This window comes from Streptomyces sp. NPDC111507, assembly GCF_055638955.1.
Window position 1 is genome coordinate 378,976 of record NZ_JBVKBU010000004.1, and the last position, 25,469, is coordinate 404,444.

Below are 25,469 nucleotides of genomic sequence, written 5' to 3' on the forward strand. Positions count from 1 at the left end.
GCGCCCGGTGACGGAGGATGGGCTCGTGCGACAGGAACTGCTCACGATCGGCGCGTTCGCCGCCCGCGCGCGGCTCTCGCCGAAGGCGCTTCGGCTGTACGACCGGCTCGGACTGCTCGCTCCGGCCCATGTCGACGAGGTCAGCGGATACCGCTACTACCGCGCCGACCAGGTCGAGCGCGCCCGGCTGGTCGCGCTGCTGCGGCAGCTCGACATGCCGCTCGCGCGGATCGCCGAGGTGGTGGAGGCCGGGGCGGCGCAGGGCGCCGTGCTCCTCGCCACGTACTGGGCGGATGCCGAGGCCCGGTTCGCTTCGCAGCGGACGCTCGCCGAGTACCTCCGTGGAAGGCTGTCCGGGAGGAGTACCGACATGTACGGGAAGTTCGTGGTCGAGACGGTGGAGCTGCCGGAGCGGGTGGTGCTGACGGAGAAGCGGCACACGCTGGCGGATGAGCTGCCGGTCTGGATTCCGGCCTCGCTGACGCGACTGGAGGACGGGGCGCGGGAGTGCGGCGGGACGACCGGCTCGCCCTTCGTCGTCTATTACGCCGAGGTCACCATGGAGAGTGACGGGCCCGCCGAGTCGTGTGTGCCGGTCGCCGACGAGGAGGCTGCGCGGGCGTGGGCCGAGAAGCGGGGGCGGGCCTCGGGGATCGGGGTGCGGGTGGAGCCGGCGCGACGGCTCGCGTACGCGCGGATCACCAAGGCTCAGGTGGCTCATCCGCAGATCATCGCCGCGTTCGAGGCGGTCGAGGCGTGGATCGGGGAGCGGGGGCTGTCGTACGACGGTCCCTGCCGGGAGGTGTACTTCGCGGACTGGGATGCGGCGGGGCCGGAGGACGCGGTGTGTGACGTGGCGTTTCCCGTGAAGTGACGTGAAGTGAGGTGAGACGCGGGGCGCCGGGGCGGGGCCAAGGGCCTTCCTCGCCCCCGCCGCCCCTACCCGACCCGTCCCTGGGGGCTCGGCGCGCAGTTCCCCGCGCCCCTGGGGCGCAGCCCCCACCGGGCCGACCGGCGCAGTCGTCAGGTCAGCGCAGTTCCTCGGGGCACGGGGTTCCCCGGGGAAGTTGGTAGGGGGCCGCGAGGCGGTAGGTGCCGGGGGCGGGGGCCAGGAGTTCGGTCCACTTGTCGCCGGAGGCGTTCTCCGCGGTTTCCATGAGGCAGCCGTTGAGGTTGTCGTACGTCTTCGGCGTGCCCTGCGCACGGTGCTTGGACTTCTGCGTCTCCTGCGGAGCCTTCACGCTCTTGCCCTTGGCGTCGACGAGCCCGAGCCACGGGGAGTACGGGATGCGGATGAGAACCCGGCCCGCCTTCTTCACCTCGATGGTCAGTTCGCCCTGCTCCGCCCGGTCGACGACGGCCGGCGGATCGGCCAGCGGCATGGGATCCGTGACCGAGAAGAGCTGCCAGTTCGCGTCGCCCCAGATCTGGCGTAGGTAGGGCATGCCGCGCTGGACCAGCTTGCGCTCGCGTTCGCCGCCGTCCCCGTCCGGTTCGCCCTTGGGCAGCACCACGTAGTGGACGGCCCAGCGCTGCAGCCACTCGTGGTAGTTCGCGGAGTTGAGGGTGTCGTCGTAGAAGAGCGGGTTGCGCTCCATGTCGGCCTGGCGGTTCCAGCCGCGGGCGAGGTTCACGTACGGCGCGAGCGCGGACGCCTCGCGGTGGGAGCGGGCGGGGACCACCTCCACGCGGCCCTTCTCGGCACCGACGACCTGGAGCTGGTTCACCAGCGGAGCGAGCTCGCGGGCCCAGGACGCCGCCGGTGTCGTATGGATGATGTCGTCGACCGACTTGAAGCCGATCCACCCGACGAATCCGGTGAAGGCGAGGACGGTCACGTACCACTTGCGTGACTTCGGCACGGTGAAGGGGAGCGCGGCGAGCAGCACGACACCCTCGAGGAGCATCGCGAGGCGGGTGATGTTCGAGCCGATCTGCGAGCTGATCAGCCACACGAGGAGCACGGCGAGTCCGTACACCGCCGCCGTGATCCGGACCGTCTTCCACTCCTTGGGAACGAGCGCGAAGACCAGCCCGGCGGAGATCAGCGGCAGCGAGGCCGAGCCGAAGGACATCGGCTGGGTGCCGGAGAAGGGGAACAGCCAGGCCGAGAGCGCGACGACGACGGCCGGCGCGATGCCGAGCGCGTACGCGCCGGGACGGCGTTTCTGAAGGAAAAGGGCGACCGCGACCAGGCCCACGAACAGTCCGGCCACCGGCGAGGCGGCGGTCGCCAGCGCGGCGAGCGGCGCCGCGCACAGGGCCTTCACCCAGCGCTTGTAGCGCCAGCGGTACGGCCAGCAGAAGACCACGGCCGCCGCGGCGAGCCCGAAGACCATGCCGAGGCCGTACGTGACGCGCCCCGAAATCGCGTTGCAGATGAGCGCGAAGACACCCGCGAAGGCCGGCGCCAGCGGCTGCCGTATCGCCCGGCTGCGGATGAGGATCATCGTCAGCAGGCCCGCCGAGATCGTCCCGGCGATCATCATCGTCGTACGGACGCCGAGGACCGACATCAGATACGGCGACACCACGCTGTACGACACCGGGTGCATACCGCCGTACCAGGCGAGGTTGTACGCCGAGTCCGGGTGCCGTCCGACGAACTCCGCCCACGCGTCCTGCGCCGCGAGGTCTCCGCCACTGTTCGCGAAGGTGAAGAACCAGACGACGTGCAGGAGGCCGGCCACGACGGTGACGAAGGCGACAGGGTGGCGCAGGGCGAAGGTCTTGAGGCGGGTACGTCGGCCCTGCGTCTCGGACTCCGACGTCTCGGACTCCGACGCCTTGGACTCCGACGCCTTGAACTCAGGTGTCACGGGCTCCCGCGTCACCGGCTCCCGCGGCTCGTCGTCCGTGAGGCCGTCGGGGGCGTGTGCGGGCAGCCGTATTCGCGAGCCCGGTCCGCGATCCGGTCCAGGACCTGGTCCAGGATCGGCGTCGTCGGCGTGTGTCGGCTCCGCTGTCGCCACTGCAAGGCTCCCGTGTCCCGTTTTCTCGTGTTCGGCCCGGGACCCGCGGCCCGCGACCTGCCCCGATCTCGCGACGCTAGCACGCACCCCGCCGGGGAGCTCCCGGGTGGGGCGCCCCGACGGGGTGCGGTGCGTTCGTGCCGCGCTCACGGCGGGCTCACGGCGCGTTCACATGGCGTTCGGGGCGCTTCCGGCGTACGGGGGATACGCCCCCTGCCGGAAGCGCGCCCCACTCGTACGCCCGTACCCGTACCCGTACGCCCGCACCCTCCTGCGTACGTCCGCTCGGCCCGCCGTGTACGGCCGCTCAGCTCACGCGGGTCAGCTTGGCGCCGAAGCCCGGCTCGGCGAGATCCTTCTGGAGCTCGACAGGAACCTGCACGGCACTGCTGCTGCCGCCGTCACCCACGGTGAGCGAGCCCACCTTGGTACCGGCCTTCGCGGAGTGCGGCAGCTCCGAGGAGACGAAGGACAGCTTGACCTTGAGTCCGGCCCAGCCGACCGCCGTGACGTCCTTGGTGATCACGACCGGCGTACGGCCGCCGAGCCCGTCGTCGACGTAACCGACGACATCGCCCTTCTTCAGGATCGTCGCGGACTTGAGCGAGGCCTGCGCGGCGCGGATCAGCTTGTCGCCCGCGGCCAGGGCGCCGCCGAGGATGGTGTTGTCGGAGCCGCCGGGTCCCTGGCTGATCACCGCGCCGACGATGGTCCGCACCTCGCCGCCGATCTCCTTGGTCGCCGCGAAGACGAGGTTGCCGCCGGCCGCGGTGGTGGTGCCGGTCTTGATGCCGATGACGTTGTTCGAGCCGACGAGGTGGTTCCAGTTGCTGTGCTTGGTGCCCTTGTAGTCGATGTACTCCATCATCCGGGCGACCTCACGGAAGGAGGCTTCCTTCATCGCGGCCTTCGCCAGCTTCACCTGGTCCGAGGCCGTGCTCACGGTCGTCTTCGTCAGGCCGGACGGGTCGGTGTACGTCGTGTTCGTCATCCCGAGGTCCTTGGCGGCGGCGTTCATCTTGGCGACGAAGGCCGTCTCGGAACCGGCGTCCCAGCGGGCCAGCAGCCGGGCCACGTTGTTCGCCGACGCGATCAGGACGCCCTCCAGGGCCTCCTTCTGCGTGATGGTGTCGCCCGCGTGCACGTTGACCGTCGACTCGTCGCCGGCGTCCGACTGGTCCTGGGCCTTCTGGTCCACCTTGATCTTCGCGCCGTCGCCGGACTTGATCGGGTGGTCGCGCAGGATCAGGTACGCCGTCATCACCTTGGCGACGCTCGCGATCGGCGCCGCCTTCTGCGCGCCGGACGTGCCGAACGAACCGATGCCCTGGACGTCGAGCGCGCCCTGACCGGAGGACGGCCACGGGATGGAGGCGTCGCCGCCGCCGAAGGTGTAGCTGGACTCGGCGGTGAGGTCGAGCGTGGGGGTCGGCAGCGGCCGGAGTGACTGTGCGACCGCAAAGACGACCGCGAGCAGCAGGACCAGCGGCGTCCAGATCTTCACCCGGCGCGCGAGCGTCCGCACCGGGGTCTGGGCGGGCGGCGGCGTGTTCGTCAGCTCGGCCAGCAGGTCCAGCGGCGGCTTCGGCGGCAGCGGCTGCTGCGTGGTGCGCTCGGGGCCGACCTGCGGGAGGGCGGCGGTGGCGTCGGCGGGGGCCACCCCGGCGGGCGAGGAGGAGGCGGAGGGAACGGACGGGGTCGCGGTGGCCTTCGGCTTCACCCTCGACACCGGTTCGTCGAGGGGCTTGAGGGCCACGAATTTGCTGGTGCGCTCGGACGGGGTCTCGGGCTTCGGCCGGTCCGTCTTGGGCTGGTCGGCCTTGGGCTGGTCGGCCCTCGACTGGTCCGTGGGCTTGTCGGTGGCCGGTTTGGCACCGCCCAGCTTGAGCATGGTGGTGGGCTGGTCCACCGCCGGGCGCTTCGGCGCCTTGAAGATGGCGGTGGGCTGGTCGACGGGGGGCTCGGACGCGTCGTCGGTGTCCGGGGCCGCCTTCGCGGACGGCGAGTCATCGGCGGACGCCGAACCGTCGGCGGGCGGCGTGTCCTTGGAGTCCTTCTGAGCCGCCGCGTCCTTGGAGTCCTTGGAGTCCTTGGAGTCCTTGGAGTCCTCGACGTCCGAAGTGGCCTCGGGGCTCGCGGAATCTTCACGACCTTCGGCGTCCTCGGCGTCCTCGGAAGTCTCGGCGCCCTCGGAGGTCTTCCCCGAAGACTCAGACGTCTCGGACGCGTCCTCCGGAGAGTCCTTCGCCTCCGCCGGCTTCGCGTCCTCGGTCTCGGTCTCCGTCTCGGTCTCGGTCTCCGTCTCGGGCTCGGACGCCGTCTCGGGCTCGGACGCCGTCTCGGGCTCGGACGCCGTCTCGGGCTCGGACGCCGTCTCGGGCTCGGCGTCCGCCGTGGACTTCGCGTCCGCCGTGGACTTCGCGTCCGTCGTCGGCTCGGCGTCAGCATCGGCGTCATCCGCCGCCGCGCCCTCGGCCTCAACTTCACCCTCGGACCCGGACTCGGACTTGCCGTCAGAGCCCGCGTCGGCGTCGGCGTCAGCATCAGCGGCGGCATCGATGTCAGCACCGGCGTCGGACCCCGAAGCCGACTCCCCGTCAGCCTCGCCCCCAACTCCAGCCGCAACCTCGGCCCCAGCCCCCGTCTCAACCTCGGCCCCAGCCTCGGTCTCAGCGTCAGCCTCGGTCCCGGTCGCGCCCTTCGCCGCCGTACCGGCCTTCTCCGCGCCCTTGGAGGCCTTGTCGGGGCCCTCCGGGCCCTTGGAGGCTTCCGGAACCTCGGACTCCCCCTCAGGGGCCTCCTCGTCCGCCCCGGCGACCCAGGCGGCCACGGCCTCGCGCAGTCGCGCGTCCTCCACGGGGCCCTTCCCTCCGGACCCGGCGGAACCTTCCGCCAACGCCCGCGTCGAGAACACCGCCGTCGCCTGATCCACCCTCACCGTGGCGGCCCGTTCGCGGGCCACCGCCAGACGGGGGTCGGCCGCCGCCGCGGCGGCCCGGTTCGAGCCCGGAACCGCGGCCGGGGTCCCCGGCGTCGCTTCTGCCGACGATGCCGACGACTCGTGCTGCTTCGACCTGTCGGGGGACTCGCCCGCCACCGATGCCTCCTCCGTGCGCCACCCACCGGGCGCCCAACGAACCGTGAACCCTTGACCCGCCGCCCGGACATCGCTGTCCGAACCATGTACCAGTGTCCTGTGTGCGGGCTTAACCCCTGCAGTAGACGAGAACGACATACCTGCTGGTTCCATAACGAACCGGTCAGGCACTCTCGACAGACCAATGTGAGAGGGGTCACCCTGTCATTCATCCACGCGGGGAGGCATGGATGGGCAGGAGCCGCAGAACTCTTCCGGAAGAGCTTCTGCTGCTGGCGTTGGACCCGACCACGGGTACCACCGCACAGCCGCAGTCGCTCGACCTCGGTCTGGCCGGAGCACAGCTAGTAGAGCTGGCGCTGGCCGGACGGATAGCCCCAGACGGGGATCGTATCGCCGTGGTGCAGCCACGGCCGACTGGAGATCCAACACTGGACTGTGCGTTGGAACTGCTTCGCCGACGCGGAGCACCCGTACGCGCGGTCAACTGGATTGGCGGACCCCGACTGGGGCTGCGCCAGACCTACCTCTCGCATCTGGAGAGGTGCGGCATGGTCCATGCCGTGGCCGGCCAGATGTGCGGGGTGCTTCCGACGACTCGCTACCAAGCGACGGACACGGAGATCAGCCGGGAGATCAGGTCCCGGCTGGACAGCGCGATCCGCACCGGCGTACCGCCGGACCCGCGGACCGCGGCGCTCGCCGCGCTGGCCCATGCGGTCGGACTCGGCAAGCACCTGTATCCGGGCAACGAGGGACGCTCGTCCCGCTCCCGGCTACGGGACCTGATCAGGCATGACCCCATGGGCGGCCTCGTGGCCCACGCGGTCATGGACGTTCAGAACGGTGTGGGTGCACAGCCACGCCGCAACCCGGCACCGGCAGGCCGTCCGGCCACCGCCGGCGTCAGGTCCGCACCGGAACCCGCCCGCGGTGTTCCGATGCAACCGCGCCACGGTTCCATGGCGCGCGCCGTGGTCCACTGAGCCGCAGTCCCACGGCGCCACCAGGCACCGTACGCACCACCACGCACCACAGCACCGCCACGCACCACAAAGAGCACCGCCACGCACCGCAAGCACGACCTCAGCGCCGCACCGCAGTCCCCAAGACCCGGTCCGGGAGCCGCTGGCTCGCGCGGGGCGGTGGGGCCGTACGTCCGGACGACGACACGGCCCCACCGCCCCGCGCGGCCGCATTTCGCGGGTGTCGCGCATATGCGGACGGTACGAGTGAAGGCGACGTACGCGTACGCGATCCGCGTGATATCCGCGCCAGATCTCCGAACAGGCGTGTACCCAGTGCATATCCGGTGTTTTCCAGCGGTAGAACGCACCTTGGTGGCAGTCTGCTCAACAGCAGATACGCAAAGTAGAGGCCCGCAGCCGGAGGTGCACGTCCCGTGGCGTCCAATGTCAATCCCACCGTCCGGCGGCGCCGGCTGGGCCAGGAGCTGCGCCGGCTCCGCGAGCTCAAGGGCATGACGGCCGAAGAGGTCGCCGAGCGGCTGCTGGTCTCGCAGTCGAAGATCAGCCGGCTGGAGAACGGACGGCGCAGTATCAGCCAGCGTGACGTCCGCGATCTGTGCGGGGTCTACGAGGTCGAGGACCACCGGATCGTCGACTCTCTGATGCAGATGGCCAAGGACTCGCGCCAGCAGGGCTGGTGGCACTCCTTCGGCGACATCCCGTACAGCGTCTACATCGGGCTGGAAACCGACGCCGCGTCACTTCGCGTCTACGATCCCCAGGTCGTCCCCGGCCTCCTGCAGACCCGGCCGTACGCCGAGGCGTTGATCGCGGGCGCGCTGCCGGAGACCGCTTCCGCCGACATCGACAAGCGCGTCCAGGTGCGGCTGCGCCGACAGGAACGTATCTCCGCCCCGGAGAACCCGCTCCGGCTGTGGACCGTCCTCGACGAGGCCGCACTGCGCCGCGTCGTCGGGAACCGCTCCCTCATGCGCGACCAGCTGGAACACCTCGTCGAACAGTCCCAGCTCCCGCACGTCACCGTGCAGGTGATCCCCTTCGAGATGGGCGCGCACCCGGGGCTCAACGGGCAGTACGCGATCCTGGAGTTCCCCGACGCGGCCGACTCCAGCGTGGTCTACATCGAGGGCGTCACCAGTGACCTGTATCTGGAGAAGGCGAACGACGTCCAGAAATACAGCGTGATGTATGAGCATCTGCGGGCACAGGCTCTGAACGTGGAGCAGTCGCGGCAGTTCATCGCGGACATCGCCAAGGAGTACGCGCGCTGACGCGCACCCCGGAGAACGGGCTCCCGGCGGGAAAGTGCCGCAGAGTACACCCTCACCACGTCCAGACGGAAGACTCCACTGGTATATGCCACCCGGTCGAGTGAACGGCCCCTTCGCCCGCCGATGTTGGCGAGTAGCGTCGATCACGCCATCGAGCAACAACGTTGGCGCAAACCGCACGGCGAGTTCCGTAGCGAACCCGCAGTGCGGTGACAGCAACTCTCAACAACTGGCTATCCGGAGCGAACATGGCAATCCAGCAAGGCGCCACGGACACGTGGACCAAGTCCTCCTACTCCACCGGCAACGGCGCATGTGTCGAGGTCAAGTCCCCGGTTCTCGCGGCGATGGCCGTACGGGACTCCAAGGTCTCCGCGGGCCCCACGCTGGCGTTCCCCGCGGACTCGTGGAACGCCTTCGTGGCCGAGGTCAGCCGGGGGGCTTTCGACCTCGCCTGATGCGACGACACTTGCATCCACCACCACAACTGCACCGACCAACCGCATACGCACCACCGAAATAGCCCTCTCGACTGGCCCGCCGTCCTGGCCGAGGGGGCTATCCCCCTTTTTTTGGGCTCGGTTCGCCTCCGGGGCGCAAAAGCCTGTGTCGAGACGGCGATCGTGCCATAGGGCGCCGCCCGTTCACCTCAGGCGATCCACGTACCTGTCCGTCCCCGGCACCGTCGGAACAAAGGGGGCCACCAGCTCCACCCTCCCCAAGCCCCCTTCCGCCACCGCTTCCTCCAGTCCGCCGAAGTGGTCCTCCCAGCACTCCCTCGGGTCCGCCTCCAGGAACCACAGGAGGGTCAGCCGGGTGTCGACGCCCTCGACCTGCTTCACGTACGTCATGCGGTCGCCGGGGAGCGGGGTGGGACGGAAGACGGTCACCATCGCGGCCGGGGAGCCCGCCAGGCGCCGGGGGAGGTGGCGGGCGCGCAGCCACTCCAGCAGCTCGGCGCGCCGGTCGGCGGAGTCGGCGTCGACGACCTGGAGGACGAGGCCCGCGTAGGGGTGGTCCAGGGCGTGGAAGTCGCGGGGCCCGGCGGCGCCGTCGCGGTACACCGTGGCCGCGTGGTCCTGGAATGCCGTGAAGACATGTGTCCGGTCCTGGTACACGCGACCGTCGCGATTCAGCCGTTTGTTGATGCCGACGGTCCACCTCATGTGGTCGTCGTAGCGGCCCTCGGTGACCCAGTACGTCGAGAGGTAGCAGCCGGCGGTGACCGGCTGGGCGACCGCCGACTTCTCGGGGTACCGCAGGAGTTGGAGATCGCGGGTGGCGACCCAACGGCGGCCCGCGTACATCCAGGGCATGGCCATCGCGCCGGCGTAGTAGTGGTCGTCCTCGTACCAGCGGTTGTACGCGTACTCGTGGCCCGGGTGCGGCTCGACCATGGTGATCAGGGCGTGGCCCGGGTGGACGCCGTACGGGCCGAGGGCGGCCAGTTCCGCGTACACGTCGCTACGGGTCTCCTCCGACATGACGATCCCCTTCCTCGCTCTTCCTTCCTCCGGCGGACGCCCATACTCTGACGCTCCGTCAGACAATGCGCCAGGGCCGGGGAGGCTTTCGATGTCACTGCTCGCGGGGAAGACGGTCGTCGTCTCGGGGGTCGGGGCCGGGCTCGGCCATCAGGTCGCGGCGGCCGTCGTGCGGGACGGGGGCAACGCGGTGCTGGGCGCTCGCACGGAGGCCAATCTCGCCTCGTCCGCGGCCGAGCTCGACCCGGACGGCGCGCACACGGCGTACCGGGCCACGGACATCACGGACGAGAAGCAGTGCGAGGCGCTCGCGGAGCTCGCGACGGAGCGGTTCGGGCGGATCGACGCGGTGGTGCACGTGGCGGCCTGGGACAGCTACTTCGGCGGCCTGGAGGACGCGGATTTCGCCACCTGGCAGTCGGTCATCGATGTGAATCTGCTGGGCACCCTGCGGATGACCCGGGCCTGTCTGCCCGCGCTGAAGGTGTGCGGCGGCTCGGTCGTCATCATCGGGACGCAGTCGTCGGTGGCCGCGCCGAGCCAGGTGCGGCAGGCGGCGTACGCGGCGTCCAAGGGCGCGCTGACGAGCGCGATGTACTCGCTGGCGAGGGAACTGGGCCCGCATCGCGTCCGTGTGAACACCGTGCTGCCGGGGTGGATGTGGGGGCCGCCCGTCGAGGCGTACGTCCAGTTCACCGCGCACACCGAGGGCGTACCGGAGGCGGACGTCCTGCAGCGGCTCACCGAGCGGATGGCGCTGCCCGAACTGGCCACGGACGGGGACGTGGCGGACGCCGCGGTGTTCCTGGCGTCCGACCGGGCGCGGGCGATCACGGGGCAGTCGCTGCTCGTGAACGCCGGCGAACTCATGCGCTAGCGGAACCGATGGTGGACTCCAGTCGGCCGTCCCCTCCCAGCCGCGCGGGACCCGCATCCCGTACGCCTGATCGACTTGTCGGTGTGAACCTGCCTGCGTGGTCTGACGAAGTGCCCGCTCATGGTGTGGTCCACGTCACGAGCACGACAACAGCCGTACGGGTAAAGTGGAGGCAAAATCGTTCTGCTTTCTGATCTGTGTTCATATCTGTGACCGAGAAAGGTCTTGACCGCCCCCTCCGAACGGCGGTTCAATCCCCAAAGCCCCCGCTCCCGCACGGGGCGCCGCCCCATGTGCGTACTGGCGAAGTGCCGTCCGGTATCTGCAGGTTCACAAGGCGGACCCCTGGAGGGGGCACATGAACGGCTTCGACTGGGCCGTCCTGGTCGCGTACTTCGGCGTCATGACCGCGATCGGTGTCTGGTCCCACAAGCGTGTGGACGACGTCAGCGACTTCTTCACCGCGGGCGGCAAGATGCCCTGGTGGCTGTCCGGCATCTCGCACCACATGTCGGGCTACAGCGCGGTGATGTTCACCGGGTACGCCGGTATCGCGTACACGTACGGCATCACCTCGTACGTCACCTGGGCGCTGCCCATCGCCATCGGCGTGCTGCTCGGCGCGAAGCTGTTCGCGCCCCGGCTCAACCGGCTCCGCTCCCGGCTGCACGTGGCCTCACCGCTCGAATACCTCAAGGACCGCTACAACGTGCCGACGCAGCAGGCGCTCGCCTGGTCGGGCATTCTGCTGAAGATCGTGGACGTCGGTGCGAAGTGGGCGGCGATCGCGACCCTGCTGAGCGTCTTCACCGGGGTCACGATCACCCAGGGCATCCTCATCACCGGTGGCATCACGGCCGTGTACTGCACGATCGGCGGTCTGTGGGCGGACGCGCTGACGGAACTGGGTCAGTTCGTGATCCAGTTGCTGGCGGGGCTCTCGATGCTGATCATCGTGCTGAACAAGATCTCCGACCAGGGTGGCCTGTCCAAGGCCCTCGATTCGCCGAAGCTGCACGGTCACGCGAACGGATTCGCGGGGCCGTACCTGACGGTGTTCTTCATCGCGTACCTGTTCATCAAGCTGTTCGAGTACAACGGCGGGATGTGGAACCAGGCCCAGCGCTACATGGCGACGGGCAGCGCCAAGCAGGCCACGAAGTCGGCCTTCCTGTCCGCCGCGCTCTGGTTCGTGTGGCCGGTGATCCTGTTCATCCCGATGTGGCTGTCGCCGCTCCTCGTCACGGCGAAGAAGCCTGACGGCTCGGACGCGTACGGTCTGATGACCGAACAGCTCCTCCCCCACGGGCTGCTGGGTCTGGTCGTGGTCGGCTTCTTCTCGCACACGATGGCCATGTGCTCGTCGGACGCGAACGCGATCGCCGCGGTGTTCACCCGGGACGTGGCGCCGGTTCTCTCCAGGGCCGCGCGTGCCTGGGACACCCGGACCGGTCTCATCGCGGGGCGGATCACGACCGTCGCCTTCCTCGGGTTCTCGATGGCGGTGGCGACGCAGGTCAACTCCCCCACGTTCAAGGACATCATCACGGTCGTCATCAAATGGGTGGCGGGGCTCATGGGGCCGATCGCGATCCCGTTCATCCTGGGTCTGCTGCGACCGTTCCGTAAGTCCGGTCCGACGGCGGCGCTCGTCAGTTGGGCCTGTGGTCTGCTCGCGTTCTTCTTCGTCAACTACAACCTGGACTTCTCCCAGCGCACCGATGTGAAGCTGCAGTACCAGGTCGCCGTCCCGATGGTCATCTCCCTCATCCTGTACATCCTCATCGGCTTCCTGAAGCCCGAGGACACGCCGGAGCGCGACGCGATCATCGAGAAGATCAACACGGATGACGACGAGGGCGGGGCCGGGGCGGCGGCGGTTCCCGCCCCGGCGGAAGCCGCGGACGGGGCCGGCACCGCCAGCCCGTCCGGCGTCTGAGAACCCCGGCGGCCGGCGGTCGGACGACTGCCGGCCGCCGGTCGCCGGGGGCCTCGACCGGGGCCGTCGTTCGGCTGCGGGGCGGTGGGGGCTGGTCGCGCGGTTCCCCGCGCCCCCTCAGGGCGCGGGGAAGGCTTACGCCCGCGGGTAACGGGCCAGCCAGCCCGGTGCGGAGCCGCCCGGGCCGTGCAGGGCCGGGCCCTGGGTCATCTCCATCGCGAAGTCGTCCGCGAGGGCCAGCATCGTGGGACGGCCCTCCAGCTCGGCCAGCCAGGCGGGCGGGAGGGCCGTCTCGCCGTGCAGGGCGCCCAGCAGCCCCCCGGTGAGCGCACCGGCGACACCGGAGGGCCCACCCTGGTTCACCGCGAGGCACAGGCCGTGCCGGATGTCGTCGCCCACCAGCGCGCAGTACACGGCAACCGCGAGCAACCCCTCCGCCGTACCGTCCCCGGCGAGTTCCTCCACCCGCCCCGGCGTCGGCATCCCCTGCCGCACGGCCCCCAGCGCATGCTGGAGCGCGTCCGCGACGGGCTGCTGCCCTGGCCGCGCCGCGAGGATCGCGAGCGCCCGCTGCACGGCCCCGTCGAGGCTCTCGCCACGAGCCAACGTGTGCACGATGACGGCGTACGCGCCCGCCGCGAGGTACGCCGTGGGGTGCCCGTGCGTCTGCGCGGCGCACTCGACGGCGAGCTGCATCACGAGCTGCGGCTCCCAGCCGACGAGCAGCCCGAAGGGCGCCGAGCGGGCGGCGGCCTCGGGCCCGAGCTCGCCGGGGCTCTTGGGCGCGTCCAGCGTGCCCATGATGTCGTCGCCGAAGCCGATCAGGCAGGCGCGGGCCGGGTCGCGGCGGGCGTACAGCCACTCCTCGCGGGCCAGCCAGCCGTCGTCCTTGCGGCGCTCGTCGGGGCCCCAGTCGCTCTGGGTGGACGCCCAGCGCCGGTACGCCCGGTGGAGGTCGGTGGGCGGATGCCAGGCGCCGGTGTCACGGCGTACCTGGGCGCGTATCAGACCGTCGAGGGAGAAGAGGGTCAGCTGGGTGAGGTGGGTGACGGAGCCGCGCCGGCCGTGCCCGAAGGCGAGGTCGACCAGCCCCTCCGCGCCGTGGGCCTCCCGGATCCCCTCCAGGGTGAGCCCGTCGACCGGCGCCCCGAGGGCGTCCCCGACGGCCGCGCCCAGCAGGGTCCCCCGTACCCGGCTACGGAAGTCCTGCTGCTCCGCACGGCCCCAGACGGCACCGGCTGTCGCACCCACCGAGACCTCCCCAGGCACAGTCCGTACGTCCGACAGCTCAGCACTGTAATCGACCGGGAACGGTCCGTTCAGGGCACGATCGGTATACGGAGTGCGGGACGAGTGAACCCGCCCGGTCAGTCCCGGTCGGTGACGAGGGCAAGGCTCCCTCGGCATCCGCTCCGACGCCTGACGACAGCCCGCCGGTGACGTACTCGGCACTCGGGTTGTAGTCCCAGGCCCAATCCGTCACAGTCCGGCCTCCGCCTCGGCCGCCTCCCGGATCGAGCGAATTGCGACGACGGCCTCTGCCGGGTCCTGCTCGCCCGTATCCACGATGCGCTCCAGTTCACGCAGACGGGCGGCACGTTGCGGGTGTCGCTCGATCGCCACGAACACCGCCCAGGAGTGGACGAAGGCCCGCAGTGGCGCGAGGCTCTGCGTCTGCTGGGCATTCGTCGTGGCTTCGAAGAGGTGCTGTGTGAGGGCGGGGACGCGGCTCGGCGCGATCCGCGCGACCGCTGCCCGCAACGCGTCCGGGTTGAGTTCCGGCATGGGGATCAGCGGTCCGTACGGGCCGTCGGTCTGGGCGCTCACGGTGACCTCCGGTGCGGGTGGCCCGGTCCTCGTACGGTACCGGCGGAGGGAGTGGTGCGCTGCTGCGGCGGCGCTTGTCATGCGGATGCTCCGAGGCCCGTCACGCCGCGCTGGTCGATGTGCGGCAGTCACGGCACCGGCCTGGTTGGGGCGCCCGGAAGGCCCGCTCGCAGCCGTCGCAGGTCTGGAGGGGGGCCGGGCGGTGGGGGCGCAGTGGTGGTGGAGCGGCGGGGAGGGGCGGAGGCAGGAGCGCGGTGAGGCGGTGGGCGAGGAAGGCCGCCGGGTGCTTGATCGGGTCCTCGGGCAGACCGCTCGTCAGCGTCCGCCGTACGGCGGCGAGAGGCACACCTCGCTCCAGCCAGGCGTCGACGGAGGGCGCCAGGCGGTTCACATCCCGTTCGGTGAGCAGCAGACGGGAGTCCTGAACCCGCAGGCCGGAGAGCAGGTCGGCGGCTGTGTGGTGCGGTGGCGCGACGGTCGTGGGAGCGGGGGCCTGCGGGACCGGACGGTGGGGTTCGGTGGGCGTGCTGGCTGCTACCGCCGCCCGCCGTGGCTTGTTGTACGAGATCGTCCGGGTCGTCACTCGGCCCGATTGAAGACGCTCCCTGGCACGCGTGAGGTAACCGTGTTCCTCCAGCTCCCGCAGGGCGGCGGCGATCCTGATCTCGCCCTCGGGGAACTTGGCCGCCAGCACCTTGATCCCGATGGAGGTCCCGGCGGGCAGCGACTGGATGTGGGTCGCGAGGCCGATCGCCGTCAGCGACAACTCGGGGTGCTGGGCGAGGTGGTTGCCGACCACGGTGAAGTTGTCGTGATGGGGTTCGTTCACGTGGGTGACGCCGGAGTGGGAATGCCGGGTCTTCGGGTGCGCGGGCGCGCTAGGCTGCTTTTCAGTCATCGGGAAGCGACTTCTTCCTTGGTGATCAGGCCCTCGCACTGGGATTGCCGTCCCGGCGGGGGCCGATGCATGTCTGCGGCTGTTGCGGCTGACGCTGCACCACAAGTGCCTCTCCGCGCCAGTCGAGTTGGGCATATTCACTCCGGCGGGTGATCGACGGGGGCGGTGGGGGTGGGTTCGGTTCTTTCCCCGGTTCTTTGGTCTTTGACGTCGGGAGCCACCGGGTCACATTCCCCCGCGTCCCGGCGCCAGTTCGGCCCAGACCGTCTTCGCGTGGGCCGGTGCCTCGTCGACGCCCCAGCGGTGCGCGTACGCCGCAACGATCAGTAGTCCGCGCCCGGTTTCCGCCTCATCGTCCTCCGGGTCCTTGATGCACGGGACCCGGTCACCCCGCGCGTCCGGTTGGACGGAGTTCGTCAGTTCGGTCCGCCGCTGAGGCGAGCGCGCAGGGCGGCGGCCCACTCGTAGGAGGGGCGCAGCTCCAGCGCGCGGTCCAGGGCGGCGAGTGCCTCCTCACGGCGCCCCAGGTCGGCCAGCGCCGCGCCCCGGCTGGCGTGGGCCGAGGCGTACGCGGGGTCGATGGTGAGCGCCTCGTCGTAGTCGGCGAGGGCCTCCTCGGGGCGGCCCGCCACCCGGAGGGCGTCGCCGCGTTCGCAGTGGCCCCAGCCCCAGTCGGGCCAGAGCGTGAGGGCCCGGTCGAGGTCGGCCAACTGGCGGTCGTGTTCGGCGAGTCCGCGCCAGACCCGGGCCCGGCGGCCCAGCGCCCAGGCGTAGTCCGGCTTGAGGTCGAGCGCGCGGCCGAAGTCGGCGAGGGCCGCGTCGAGGTCTCCGGCGCGCTCGTGGGTGGCGCCTCGGGAGGCCCAGGCGAAGGCGCTGGCCGGGTCGCGTCGAATGCCTTCGCTCAGGTCCCGGACGGCCTCGTCGGCATGGCGCAGGAGGCGGTGGTACTCGCCGCGCAGGACGACGTTGTAGGGGTTGTCCGGCTCCAGCTCCACAACGCGCTCGACGTCGGCGAGTGCCCCCTCGTGGTCGCCCAGGCCGCTGCGGGTCAGGGCCCGCCCCCGGTGGGCCCGCACCAGGTCCGGGTCCAGGGCGAGGGCGCGGCCGTACTCCTCCAGGGCGCGTTCGTACGCACCGTCCCGCGCGAGGGAGTCGGCCAGCTCCGCCCGCGCCCGCGCCCGCCAGGGCTCGTCGCCCCGCGCCCGGCCCAGCAGCAGCCGGAGCACCTCGGGCTTGCCTCCCTCGTCGAGCGCCCGTGTCAGGTCGCTTCCGCAGGCCCGCACGGCCTGGGCGTCCGCGTCCTCTCCCGCGTCGGCCAGCAGCCGCATCCAGCGCCTCACCAGGTCGTCCGCCTGACCGCAGGCATCCACGACGTCGGTGAGGACGGCGGGGAGCGCGGAGCGGGGTGCGGCGCACAGCAGGTGGTAGGACTCCGCGAGCCGCAGCTCCCGCCAGTCCTCGTCGGCCCACCCGTAGCCGTCCTCCAGTGCGGCTTCGGTCTCCTCCCGCCACCCGGCGAAGGCCGCCGCGAGCCGCTCGTGCCGCTCGGCCCAACGCCTGGGCGAGCCCTTGCGCTGGAGGCGCAGCATCGGGGCCCGTACGACGTCGTGGTACTGCATCCGGTCGCCGCGTTCGTCGACGAACGGTCGCTCCCGCAACCAGCCGTAAAGGGCGTCGAGTTCGGTGTCCGCACAGTCCACGACCACCCGGAACACGTCCGCGTCCAGGCGCCGTGGCAGCGCGCACGCCAGGGCGGCCTGGCGCCGCACCGGATCCGGCTCCCACTTCAGGAACCGCTCCACTGCCGTCGTGCTCGGGTCTCCCACGCCGTCCGGATCGGTGGGCCGGGTCTGCGCGAGGGTCGACACCAGCACCGGCAGCCCGCCCGTGAGCCGCAGCACCTCGTCGACGACCGGCTCGGCCACCACCCCCTTGCCGGCGAGCAGCCCCCGCGCCTCCGCCTCCGTGAACGGTCCGAGCGGCACGTCCGTCATGAAGTCCGCGAAGCCGCCCCAGCGGGCGGTGTCGAAGGGGCGCTGGCCGGAGGTGACGATGACGACATCGGCGGGCAGCAGGCCGTAACGGTCGGTGGTCATCACCTCGTGCAGCCAGCCGTCGAGGAACGGCCCCGTGCGTTCGTAGGTGTCGAAGAACAGGACGACCCATGGCACCGCCGACGCCACCTGCGACAACTCGCCCAGCAGCACCGGCGTCAGCACCCGTTCGGGTGTCAGGACCAGCTGCACGTCCTCCTGGCTGCGGAAGCGGGCGCTGAGGCTCGCCCGCACCCTGTCAGCGGCCTGGGCGAGTTGGCCCGCGTCCAGGGCGCCCGCGAAGGCGCCCACGCCCGGCACCATGCCAAGTCCGACCAGTCCGGCGCGTGCCACCACGAGACCGGCCGCCGAGGGCTCACCGGGCTCGGCGTCGACCACGGCGACCGCCTCGGCTTCGTGCCGCCGCTCCCGATGAAGGGCGAGCAGCCGATCCAGCTCCTTGAACCTCCGCCCCTGCAGACCGAGTTGGCGGCTGATCGCGCCCATGGCCTCGGGCACCCCATCGACGCTCTCGTCGACGTACGCCGTCACGGCCCCGCAGTCCCGGGCCATCTGCTCGAACTCCCTCACCAGGAAGGTTTTTCCGACCCCCGCGTTGCCGTGCACATGGAAGAGGAAGCGGTGGCGTTCGTCCTCGGGCCGCAGCTCCAGGTTCCGCCGGAAGGCAGCCCGTTCGTGGCTCCGCCCCACGAATCCTGCCCGTCTGCGCTGCTGGATCAGCTCCTGCATCGACGGCCGCGCACGCCCCATCCGTCCGCCCCCTCCATCGCCCTGGCCGCTACTTCACCACGGAGACCTTCGTCCCCTTGGCGCCGAACGCCCAGACCGCGTCCCCGTCCGCGCTGTGCATACGGATCCCGCCGGTCTTCACGCCCGCCGCGGGCTGTGGCGAGGAGCCGTCCTGGGCGTTGGAGAACGCGATGTTCACGCCGGACGCGACGGTGAAGTAGACGATGTTCTCGACCTTCGTGCCGTCCGTTCCCGTGGTGGAGGGGACGGTGGTCGACACCGCGTACCGGCCCGGCGCCGGGCTCACCGTGCCCGGCCACACCGCGAAGGTGCGGCGGACGGCCTCGCCGGTGTCGACGAGCCACACGCGCCGCTGGGCGAGCGAGTAGACGATCCGCCGTCCGGTGCCCGAGCCGTCGGGCACGGCGACCGGCTCGGCCTTCTTGGGCGAGGCGGAGGGCCCCGGGCTCGCCGACGCGGACGGCTTCGCCCCGGCGGCGTGGGCGGCGGTCGGGTGCGCCCCTTGGTCGGCCTGCGCGGCGAGGGCGGTGACGCCCACGATCGCCGCCGCGGTCAGACCGGTGACCCAGATCCAGGAGGGAAGCCGTCGGGCAGGCACGGACACGCAACTCCTCGGATTCACCGGGCTTCTGGGCCCTCCACCGAGGGTCGGATCATCGTACTCCGACGCGCCCGGGGCCACCGCACTCTTCGGCCGTCACTCCAGCACCGGCAGCAGCTCCGGCAGGTGCCCGTCCGACACCTCCGCCGCCCGCTGCCGCTCCTCGGAGACCTCCCCGTACAGGGTCGTCCGCGGCCTCGCCGGACGCCCGGCCGCCTCCGCGACGGCGATGAGGTCCTTGACGGACTTGTACGAGCCGTACGAGGAGCCCGCCATCCGGGAGATGGTCTCCTCCATCAGCGTGCCGCCGAGGTCGTTGGCGCCGGAGCGGAGCATCTCCGCGGCGCCCTCGGTGCCCAGCTTCACCCAGCTGGTCTGGATGTTGGGGATGTGCGGGTGGAGCAGGAGGCGGGCCATGGCCACCACCGCGCGGTTGTCGCGGGTGGTCGGGCCCGGACGGGAGATGCCCGCCAGGTACACCGGCGCGTTGGTGTGGATGAACGGGAGTGTCACGAACTCGGTGAAGCCGCCGGTCTGCTGCTGGATGCGGGAGAGCGTGCGGAAGTGGCCGAGCCAGTGGCGGGGCTGGTCCACATGGCCGTACATCATCGTGGACGAGGAGCGGATGCCGAGTTCGTGCGCGGTCGTGACGACGTCGATCCAGGTCGCCGTGGGCAGCTTGCCCTTCGTCAGAACCCAGCGGACCTCGTCGTCGAGGATCTCCGCCGCCGTGCCGGGGATCGTGTCGAGGCCGGCCTCCTTGGCGGCGGTCAGCCACTCACGGATGGACATCCCCGTACGCGTCGCGCCGTTGACGACCTCCATCGGGGAGAAGGCGTGCACGTGCATGCCGGGGACGCGCTCCTTCACCGCCTTCGCGATGTCGAAATAGGCGGTACCGGGGAGGTCCGGGTGGATGCCGCCCTGCATGCAGACCTCGACGGCCCCGAGCTCCCAGGCCTGCTGGGCGCGGTCGGCCACCTGGTCCAGCGACAGCGTGTACGCGTCGGCGTCCGTGCGGCGCTGGGCGAAGGCGCAGAAACGGCAGCCGGTGTAGCAGACGTTGGTGAAGTTGATGTTCCGGGTGACGATGTACGTGACGTCGTCGCCGACCGCGGACCTGCGCACGTCGTCCGCGATCCGGCAGAGGGCGTCGAGCGCCGGACCGTCCGCGTGCAGCAGCGCGAGCGCCTCGTCGTCGGTGAGCTTCGTCGGGTCGTCGGCGGCGGTCGCGAGGGCCGCCCTGACGTCGGTGTCGATGCGGGAGGGCAGCATCCCGGGCGCCGCCGCCTCCCGCAGCGCCTCCCAGTCGCCGTACACGAGGTCGAAGTCGTCCCGGCGATCGCCGGTGCGCCCCTCGGTGTCGATGGTGTGGTGCAGATCGGTGCGCCCGGACGCCGTGAAGGCCTCCTCGGGCTCCTGCCAGGGGTGCCCCTCGACGACGGCGTCCTCCCGGGCGAGCCCCGTCTCCGGGTCGGCCAGCGCCCGTACGTGCGGCAGCAGCCGCGGGTCGAGCCAGGGCTCCCCGCGCTGCACGAACTCGGGGTACACACACAGCCGCTCGCGCAGTTCGAAGCCGACGGCACGCGACTGCTCGGCCAGCTGCTCGATCTGCGGCCAGGGCCGCTCGGGGTTGACGTGGTCGATGGTGAGCGGCGAGACCCCGCCCCAGTCGTCGATCCCCGCGCCGATCAGCCGCCCGTACTCGGAGTCGACGAGGTTCGGCGGGGCCTGGAGGCAGGCGGCCGGTCCCATGATGTGCCGGGCGACGGCCACCGTGGCGACCAGTTCGTCCAGTTCGGCGTCCGGCATCCCGCGCATCGCCGTGTCCGGCTTGGCGCGGAAGTTCTGGATGATCAGTTCCTGGATGCCGTGGTACGACCGGGACACGCGCCGCAGCGCGAACAGCGACTCGGCGCGCTCCTCGTACGTCTCCCCGATCCCGATCAGCAGCCCGCTGGTGAAGGGAACGGACGACCGCCCCGCGTCCTGAAGGACCCGCAGCCGTACGGCGGGCTCCTTGTCCGGAGAGCCGTGGTGCGGACCGCCGGGCTCGCTCCACAGCCGTGTCGCCGTCGTCTCCAGCATCATGCCCATGCTCGGCGCGACGGGCTTGAGCCGCTGGAAGTCGGTCCAGGACATCACCCCCGGGTTGAGGTGGGGCAGCAGTCCCGTCTCCTCCAGGATCCGGATGGAGATGGCACGGACGTACGCGATCGTGTCGTCGTACCCGTGCGCGTCCAGCCACTCCCGGGCCTCGGGCCAGCGGTCCTCGGGCTTGTCGCCGAGCGTGATGAGGGCTTCCTTGCAGCCGAGTTCCGCGCCGCGCCGGGCGACGTCGAGGACCTCGTCCGGCGACATGAACATCCCGTGCCCGGCGCGGCGCAGTTTGCCCGGCACGGTGACGAAGGTGCAGTAGTGGCACTTGTCACGGCACAGCCGGGTCAACGGGATGAAGACGCTCTTGGAGTACGTGATGACGCCGGGCCGGCCGGCCGCTTCCAGGCCCGTGTCCCGTACCCGGGCGGCGGAGGCGGCGAGGTCCTCGAGGGCCTCGCCGCGCGCCTGGAGCAGCACCGCGGCCTCGGTCACGTCGAGGGCGACGCCGTCACGGGCGCGTTTGAGGGCGCGACGCATGGAGTTCTCGGTCGGGCCGGTTCCGGAGGTCGCGGTGGTCGTCATCGTTCGAGCATACGATCGCGGTGATCAGGCGCTACAGGGCGTGGCCGTATTCCTCCGGGGCCACGGATCGTTACAGGGTGCCACTGGCGCCCCGCGCGGGTCGGGCCCCGGCAGGCGCGCCGCCTCCCCGAAAGCTGTCGATTTCCTTCCCTTGCCCCGCAGTTCACAGCCGACTACCAGGGTTGTACGTGCCAACGTGCACCACCCATGTCACTCTCACGACACCCTGGGAGCAGCAGCATGTGCGAGGACGAGCACGGCATCGAAAGCTTCGACGGCATCGGCAGACGCGCGCTGTTCGTGACGGGGGCGGCGGCCGCCCTTACGTTGGGAAGCGTGACCTTCGCGAGCGGCTCCGACGCGACCGACCGTACCCAGACCCGTACGGTGTCCGGCACCCTGCCCACCGGATCACCGGACTTCGTGTACCTCCCGGTGGAGGTCCCGCGCGGGGTGCGGGAGATCCACGTCGCGTACACCTACGAGAAGCCGTCCGTCCCGGCCGGCACCGCGGGCAACGCGCTCGACATCGGCCTCTTCGACGAGCGCGGCACGGCCCTGGGCGGCGAGGGCTTCCGCGGCTGGTCGGGCGGCGCGCGCACCGAGTTCTTCGTCCGCGCGGACGACGCGACGCCGGGCTACATCCCCGGCCGGATCCACGCCGGCACCTGGCACATCGCGCTCGGCCCCTACACGGTGGCGCCGCAGGGCCTGCCGTACGAGGTCACGATCACGCTGACGTACGGGGAGCAGGCCGCCACCCCGGCCCCGGCGTACCCGCCGTCCCGTGCGAAGGGCCGGGGCCGCGCCTGGTACCGCGGCGACTGCCATCTGCACTCCTGGTACTCGGACGGGCGCCGCACCCCCGCGGAGATCGCCGCGCTGGCGCGCGCCGCGGGCCTGGACTTCATCAACACCTCGGACCACAACACGCACAGCTCGCACGCCCACTGGGCGGACCAGGCCGGTGACGACCTGTTGATCATGCTGGGCGAGGAGGTCACGACCCGCAACGGTCACGTGGTGGCCCTCGGTACGGACCCCGGCACGTTCGTCGACTGGCGCTACCGGGCCCGCGACAACCGTTTCGGCCGTTTCGCCCGCCAGATCCGCCGCGCGGGCGGCCTCGTCGTCCCCGCCCACCCGCACGCCACCTGCGTCGGCTGCGGCTGGAAGTTCGGCTTCGGGGAGGCGGACGCGGTGGAGGTGTGGAACGGCCCGTACACCCCCGACGACGAGGTGACCCTCGCGGACTGGGACAACACGCTGGTGGCGGCCGTCCGTTCGGGCGCCGCCGACCGCTCCTGGCTCCCGGCGATGGGCAACAGCGACGCCCACCGCGACCCCGACCCGGTCGGCACCCCGCAGACGGTCGTCCTCGCCGACGACCTGACCCGCGAGGCCATCCAGGAGGGCCTGCGTGCGGGCCGCTCCTACGTGGCGGAGTCGAAGCTGGTGTCCCTGACGTTCTCGGCGGCCGGTGCGAAGGGCGAGCACGCGGGCATCGGCGAGCGCCTGCGGGTCGCCCCCGGCACCCCGGTCACCGTCCGCCTGGAGGCCACCGGCGCCCCCCCGCTGCACGGTCCGCTTCGTCACCGACCAGGGCGTCCTCTTCACGAGCGACCCCTTGCCGGTCTCGGGCTCGGGCACGGTGGACTGGAACACGACGGCGCAGTACGCGGCCTACGTGCGCGCGGAGTTGCGCCATGAGACGGCGGTGGGCCCGGTACCGGGGGCGTTGGCGGCGTTCACCAACCCGATTTTCCTGGGGACATGAGTCGGCTGGTGTGACGTGCTCCTCGGGCTGCTGAAGCCCGGGGCTTCTGGCTTCCCGTCCGTTGCCGTGCCGCACGCGGCACGGGTTTCGGGCGGGATCCATGACTTCCCGACGGGGCCGTCGGCCGACTGGTGCCGCTGGTCGAGAAGCGGGGAGAACGCTCAGCGCTCGCCGGCCGGCTCCGGCCACAACGCCCGCACCGCTTCAGGCACCCCGGCCACGACAGCCGGGTCGAGCAAGGCCAGTTGGAGGATGTAGCCCGGGAGGACGGAGAGCATCGCCGAAGCGATCGCCTCGGCCGTCACACTGGTGGGCAGGTCGCCGTGGTCCTGGTGGTCACGGACCATGATGACCAGGTCGGCGCGCATGCGGCCCATGAGCTGGTCGAGCTTCTGCGCCACCGAGCGGTTGCGCATGGCCTCTCCCCAGACCAGAACAGCGAGCCCGGCCAGGTTCCCGTCGGCGGACTTGACCCGAATCACGTCGAGAAGTTCCGCCATGACCGCCCCCATGGATCGGTCCTGCCGGTTCGTGGCGACGGTGAGCGTGACGCCGAGGACCTCGCGCATGTTCTCCTCGGCGATCGCGAGGATCATCTCGTCCTTGCTGGTGAAGTGCCGATACACCGCTCCCGCAGACAGCCCCGCCTCCGTGAACAGGTCCTGCATGGACGCGGAGTGGAATCCGTCACGGAGGAAACAGCGGCGCGCCGCGTCCAGGATCTGCTCGCGGCGGGCGTCCATGTACTGCTGGGTGACCTTGGGCATGACCTCACCCTATCAAGAAAAACGAACATTCGTGTTGACGTTTGCTCGCGCAGGGGGCCAGACTGAGGGAACTAATAGAACGATCATTTCTTTTTTTAGGGAGGGCTGACCGTGAGCCCGTTGTCAGGACGCTCGGCATGGCGGGAAGTGGCCATTGCCGCCGTGGCGCTGCCCATAGTGATCACCCTGGCGGTGATGGCGTTCGCCTGGCCGGCGGGGCGGATCGCGCCACGCGACGTCCCGGTCGGGATCGTGGGCACCGGGCCCGCCAGCCAGAACGCGGTGGAGGGACTGGCTCATGCCAGGCCCGGCGCGTTCGACTTCCACCTCTATCCCGACCAGCAAGCCGCACGTGCGGCGATCAAGAACCGGGATGTCTACGGCGCCTTCGCCATCTCCGGCAACGGCATCACCGTGCTGAGCGCCTCCGCCGCCAGCCCCTCCGTGGCCCAGCTTCTGACCCAGGTCGGGCAGCAGCTGGCCGACAAGGCCACCCAGCAGATCGCCCAGCAGAAGGCCATCCAACAGAAGGCCATCGAGCAGAAGGCCATCCAGAAGGCCGAGCAGCAGAAGGCCGCTGGTACTCATTCCTCGGCGAAGACCCACAAGCAGGCAGCCGCCCCGCAGGGAGCAGCCCAGCAGGGAGCAGCCCAGCAGGGAGCCACCCCGCAGGGAGCCGCCCCGCAGGGAGCCGCCGGTGCCGATTCCTCGGTGAAGATCCTCGTGAAGGCAGTCGACGTGGTGCCCGTCGCCACGGACGACCCCCGGGGCGTGGTGTTCAGCTCATCGGTCTTCCCGCTCACGATCTGCGGCATCATGATCGGGGCGTTCGTCACGATGGCTCGCGGCCTGGCCCGCCCGCGGCACCGCGTACTGACACTTCTCGTGGCATGCGCCGTCGCAGCCCTCGGTATCTATGTCGTGGCCCAGGGTTTCCTCGGGGCGCTGCCCCACAATCACGTGGCCACGTGGGCGATCCTGTCGCTCGACCTGCTCTCCATCAGCGCCACCGCTGCCGGGGTGATCCGACTCTTCGGACCGGCGGGCCTCGGACTCAGCGCCGCGCTCATGGTCTTCGTCGGGAACGCCTTCTCCGGCGCCACCTCCGCTCCGGACATGCTCCCCAAGGGAGTGAACGACATCGGCCAGTGGCTGCCGCCCGGCGCCGGAGCCAGCCTGCTTCGCGACACCGCGTACTTCGACGGCAACAGCGGAGGCGGCCACCTTGCCGTCCTCATTCTGTGGAGCGTCATCGGGATCACCGCGGTCATGTTCGGCCACTGGGTCATGCGGGAATCCCGGGGAGCCCGCAACGCGAAGACCGGTGCGACGGCTTCCGGAGAGTTGGTCCCGGCCCTGCCGGGGTCCGGCATCACTTCGCTGGACCGGCGTCCCGCGCACGCACACGCGCACGCACGCCGCAACGACGGTGGCAGCTGAGCAGCAGCACACCGAGGCCGCGGCCGTCCACATGAGCCGGCCTC

Annotated in this window: 17 protein-coding genes and 1 pseudogene; 8 read left to right on the forward strand and 10 right to left on the reverse strand. The window is 70.9% G+C overall.

Annotated elements, in window-relative coordinates:
* The first annotated feature begins 7 nt into the window (after positions 1–7).
* Entirely contained in the window at positions 8–874 is an 867-nt protein-coding gene (locus tag ACZ7M2_RS19445; protein WP_471596297.1) for a MerR family transcriptional regulator, read from the forward strand.
* 154 nt (positions 875–1,028) lie between these two features.
* On the opposite strand, the gene ACZ7M2_RS19450 is transcribed toward ACZ7M2_RS19445, so the two are convergent.
* Complete coding sequence (locus tag ACZ7M2_RS19450; RefSeq protein WP_471596298.1) at positions 1,029–2,819, reverse strand: MFS transporter; 1,791 nt, start codon at positions 2,817–2,819, stop codon at positions 1,029–1,031.
* 460 nt (positions 2,820–3,279) lie between these two features.
* On the reverse strand, positions 3,280–6,069 hold the full coding sequence (locus ACZ7M2_RS19455) for a D-alanyl-D-alanine carboxypeptidase (protein WP_471596299.1): 2,790 nt from the start codon (positions 6,067–6,069) through the stop codon (positions 3,280–3,282).
* 230 nt (positions 6,070–6,299) lie between these two features.
* Here ACZ7M2_RS19455 and ACZ7M2_RS19460 point away from each other — a divergent pair, with 230 nt between their 5' ends.
* From ACZ7M2_RS19460 to ACZ7M2_RS19470, 3 genes are all read left to right on the forward strand, one after another.
* On the forward strand, positions 6,300–7,055 hold the full coding sequence (locus tag ACZ7M2_RS19460; RefSeq protein ID WP_067372212.1) for a GOLPH3/VPS74 family protein: 756 nt from the start codon (positions 6,300–6,302) through the stop codon (positions 7,053–7,055).
* A gap of 416 nt (positions 7,056–7,471) precedes the next feature.
* The gene (locus ACZ7M2_RS19465; protein ID WP_352044205.1) at positions 7,472–8,329 is read left to right on the forward strand and encodes a helix-turn-helix domain-containing protein; all 858 of its coding nucleotides are present in this window, start codon (positions 7,472–7,474) and stop codon (positions 8,327–8,329) included.
* Positions 8,330–8,577: 248 nt separating this feature from the next.
* Positions 8,578–8,787 carry a DUF397 domain-containing protein gene (locus ACZ7M2_RS19470; protein ID WP_352044204.1) on the forward strand — a complete coding sequence of 70 codons (210 nt, stop codon included), beginning with the start codon at positions 8,578–8,580 and terminating at the stop codon, positions 8,785–8,787.
* A 186-nt stretch (positions 8,788–8,973) separates the two neighbouring features.
* On the opposite strand, the gene ACZ7M2_RS19475 is transcribed toward ACZ7M2_RS19470, so the two are convergent.
* Complete coding sequence (locus ACZ7M2_RS19475) at positions 8,974–9,813, reverse strand: hypothetical protein (RefSeq protein WP_471596300.1); 840 nt, start codon at positions 9,811–9,813, stop codon at positions 8,974–8,976.
* A 91-nt stretch (positions 9,814–9,904) separates the two neighbouring features.
* On the opposite strand from ACZ7M2_RS19475, the gene ACZ7M2_RS19480 reads away from it, so the two are divergent.
* Together ACZ7M2_RS19480 and ACZ7M2_RS19485 are read left to right on the forward strand one after the other, a co-directional pair.
* Positions 9,905–10,690: an SDR family oxidoreductase gene (locus ACZ7M2_RS19480; protein ID WP_190170723.1), complete on the forward strand. Its 786-nt coding sequence runs from the start codon at positions 9,905–9,907 to the stop codon at positions 10,688–10,690.
* 358 nt (positions 10,691–11,048) lie between these two features.
* On the forward strand, positions 11,049–12,629 hold the full coding sequence (locus ACZ7M2_RS19485) for a sodium:solute symporter family protein (RefSeq protein WP_471596301.1): 1,581 nt from the start codon (positions 11,049–11,051) through the stop codon (positions 12,627–12,629).
* Between the two features lie 135 nt (positions 12,630–12,764).
* Here ACZ7M2_RS19485 and ACZ7M2_RS19490 read toward each other — a convergent pair whose 3' ends face one another.
* The 6 genes from ACZ7M2_RS19490 to ACZ7M2_RS19515 form a co-directional block, all read right to left on the reverse strand.
* Positions 12,765–13,880, reverse strand: coding sequence for an ADP-ribosylglycohydrolase family protein (locus ACZ7M2_RS19490; RefSeq protein WP_471596302.1), 1,116 nt, complete (start codon positions 13,878–13,880; stop codon positions 12,765–12,767).
* Between the two features lie 228 nt (positions 13,881–14,108).
* Positions 14,109–14,456 carry a DUF6247 family protein gene (locus tag ACZ7M2_RS19495; RefSeq protein WP_471596303.1) on the reverse strand — a complete coding sequence of 116 codons (348 nt, stop codon included), beginning with the start codon at positions 14,454–14,456 and terminating at the stop codon, positions 14,109–14,111.
* Positions 14,457–14,556: 100 nt separating this feature from the next.
* Positions 14,557–15,354 carry a helix-turn-helix domain-containing protein gene (locus ACZ7M2_RS19500; RefSeq protein ID WP_471596304.1) on the reverse strand — a complete coding sequence of 266 codons (798 nt, stop codon included), beginning with the start codon at positions 15,352–15,354 and terminating at the stop codon, positions 14,557–14,559.
* 416 nt (positions 15,355–15,770) lie between these two features.
* The gene (locus ACZ7M2_RS19505; protein WP_471596305.1) at positions 15,771–18,158 is read right to left on the reverse strand and encodes a tetratricopeptide repeat protein; all 2,388 of its coding nucleotides are present in this window, start codon (positions 18,156–18,158) and stop codon (positions 15,771–15,773) included.
* Between the two features lie 28 nt (positions 18,159–18,186).
* On the reverse strand, positions 18,187–18,762 hold the full coding sequence (locus ACZ7M2_RS19510; RefSeq protein ID WP_471596306.1) for a hypothetical protein: 576 nt from the start codon (positions 18,760–18,762) through the stop codon (positions 18,187–18,189).
* 93 nt (positions 18,763–18,855) lie between these two features.
* Positions 18,856–21,441 carry a bifunctional FO biosynthesis protein CofGH gene (locus ACZ7M2_RS19515; RefSeq protein ID WP_471596307.1) on the reverse strand — a complete coding sequence of 862 codons (2,586 nt, stop codon included), beginning with the start codon at positions 21,439–21,441 and terminating at the stop codon, positions 18,856–18,858.
* A 240-nt stretch (positions 21,442–21,681) separates the two neighbouring features.
* Between ACZ7M2_RS19515 and ACZ7M2_RS19520 the strand changes: the two are divergent.
* Positions 21,682–23,218 (forward strand): annotated as a pseudogene (locus tag ACZ7M2_RS19520) (CehA/McbA family metallohydrolase).
* Positions 23,219–23,379: 161 nt separating this feature from the next.
* On the opposite strand, the gene ACZ7M2_RS19525 reads toward ACZ7M2_RS19520, so the two are convergent.
* The gene (locus ACZ7M2_RS19525; RefSeq protein WP_352044194.1) at positions 23,380–23,985 is read right to left on the reverse strand and encodes a TetR/AcrR family transcriptional regulator; all 606 of its coding nucleotides are present in this window, start codon (positions 23,983–23,985) and stop codon (positions 23,380–23,382) included.
* A 111-nt stretch (positions 23,986–24,096) separates the two neighbouring features.
* On the opposite strand from ACZ7M2_RS19525, the gene ACZ7M2_RS19530 reads away from it, so the two are divergent.
* The gene (locus tag ACZ7M2_RS19530; RefSeq protein ID WP_471596308.1) at positions 24,097–25,425 is read left to right on the forward strand and encodes an ABC transporter permease; all 1,329 of its coding nucleotides are present in this window, start codon (positions 24,097–24,099) and stop codon (positions 25,423–25,425) included.
* The last annotated feature ends 44 nt before the right edge of the window (positions 25,426–25,469 follow it).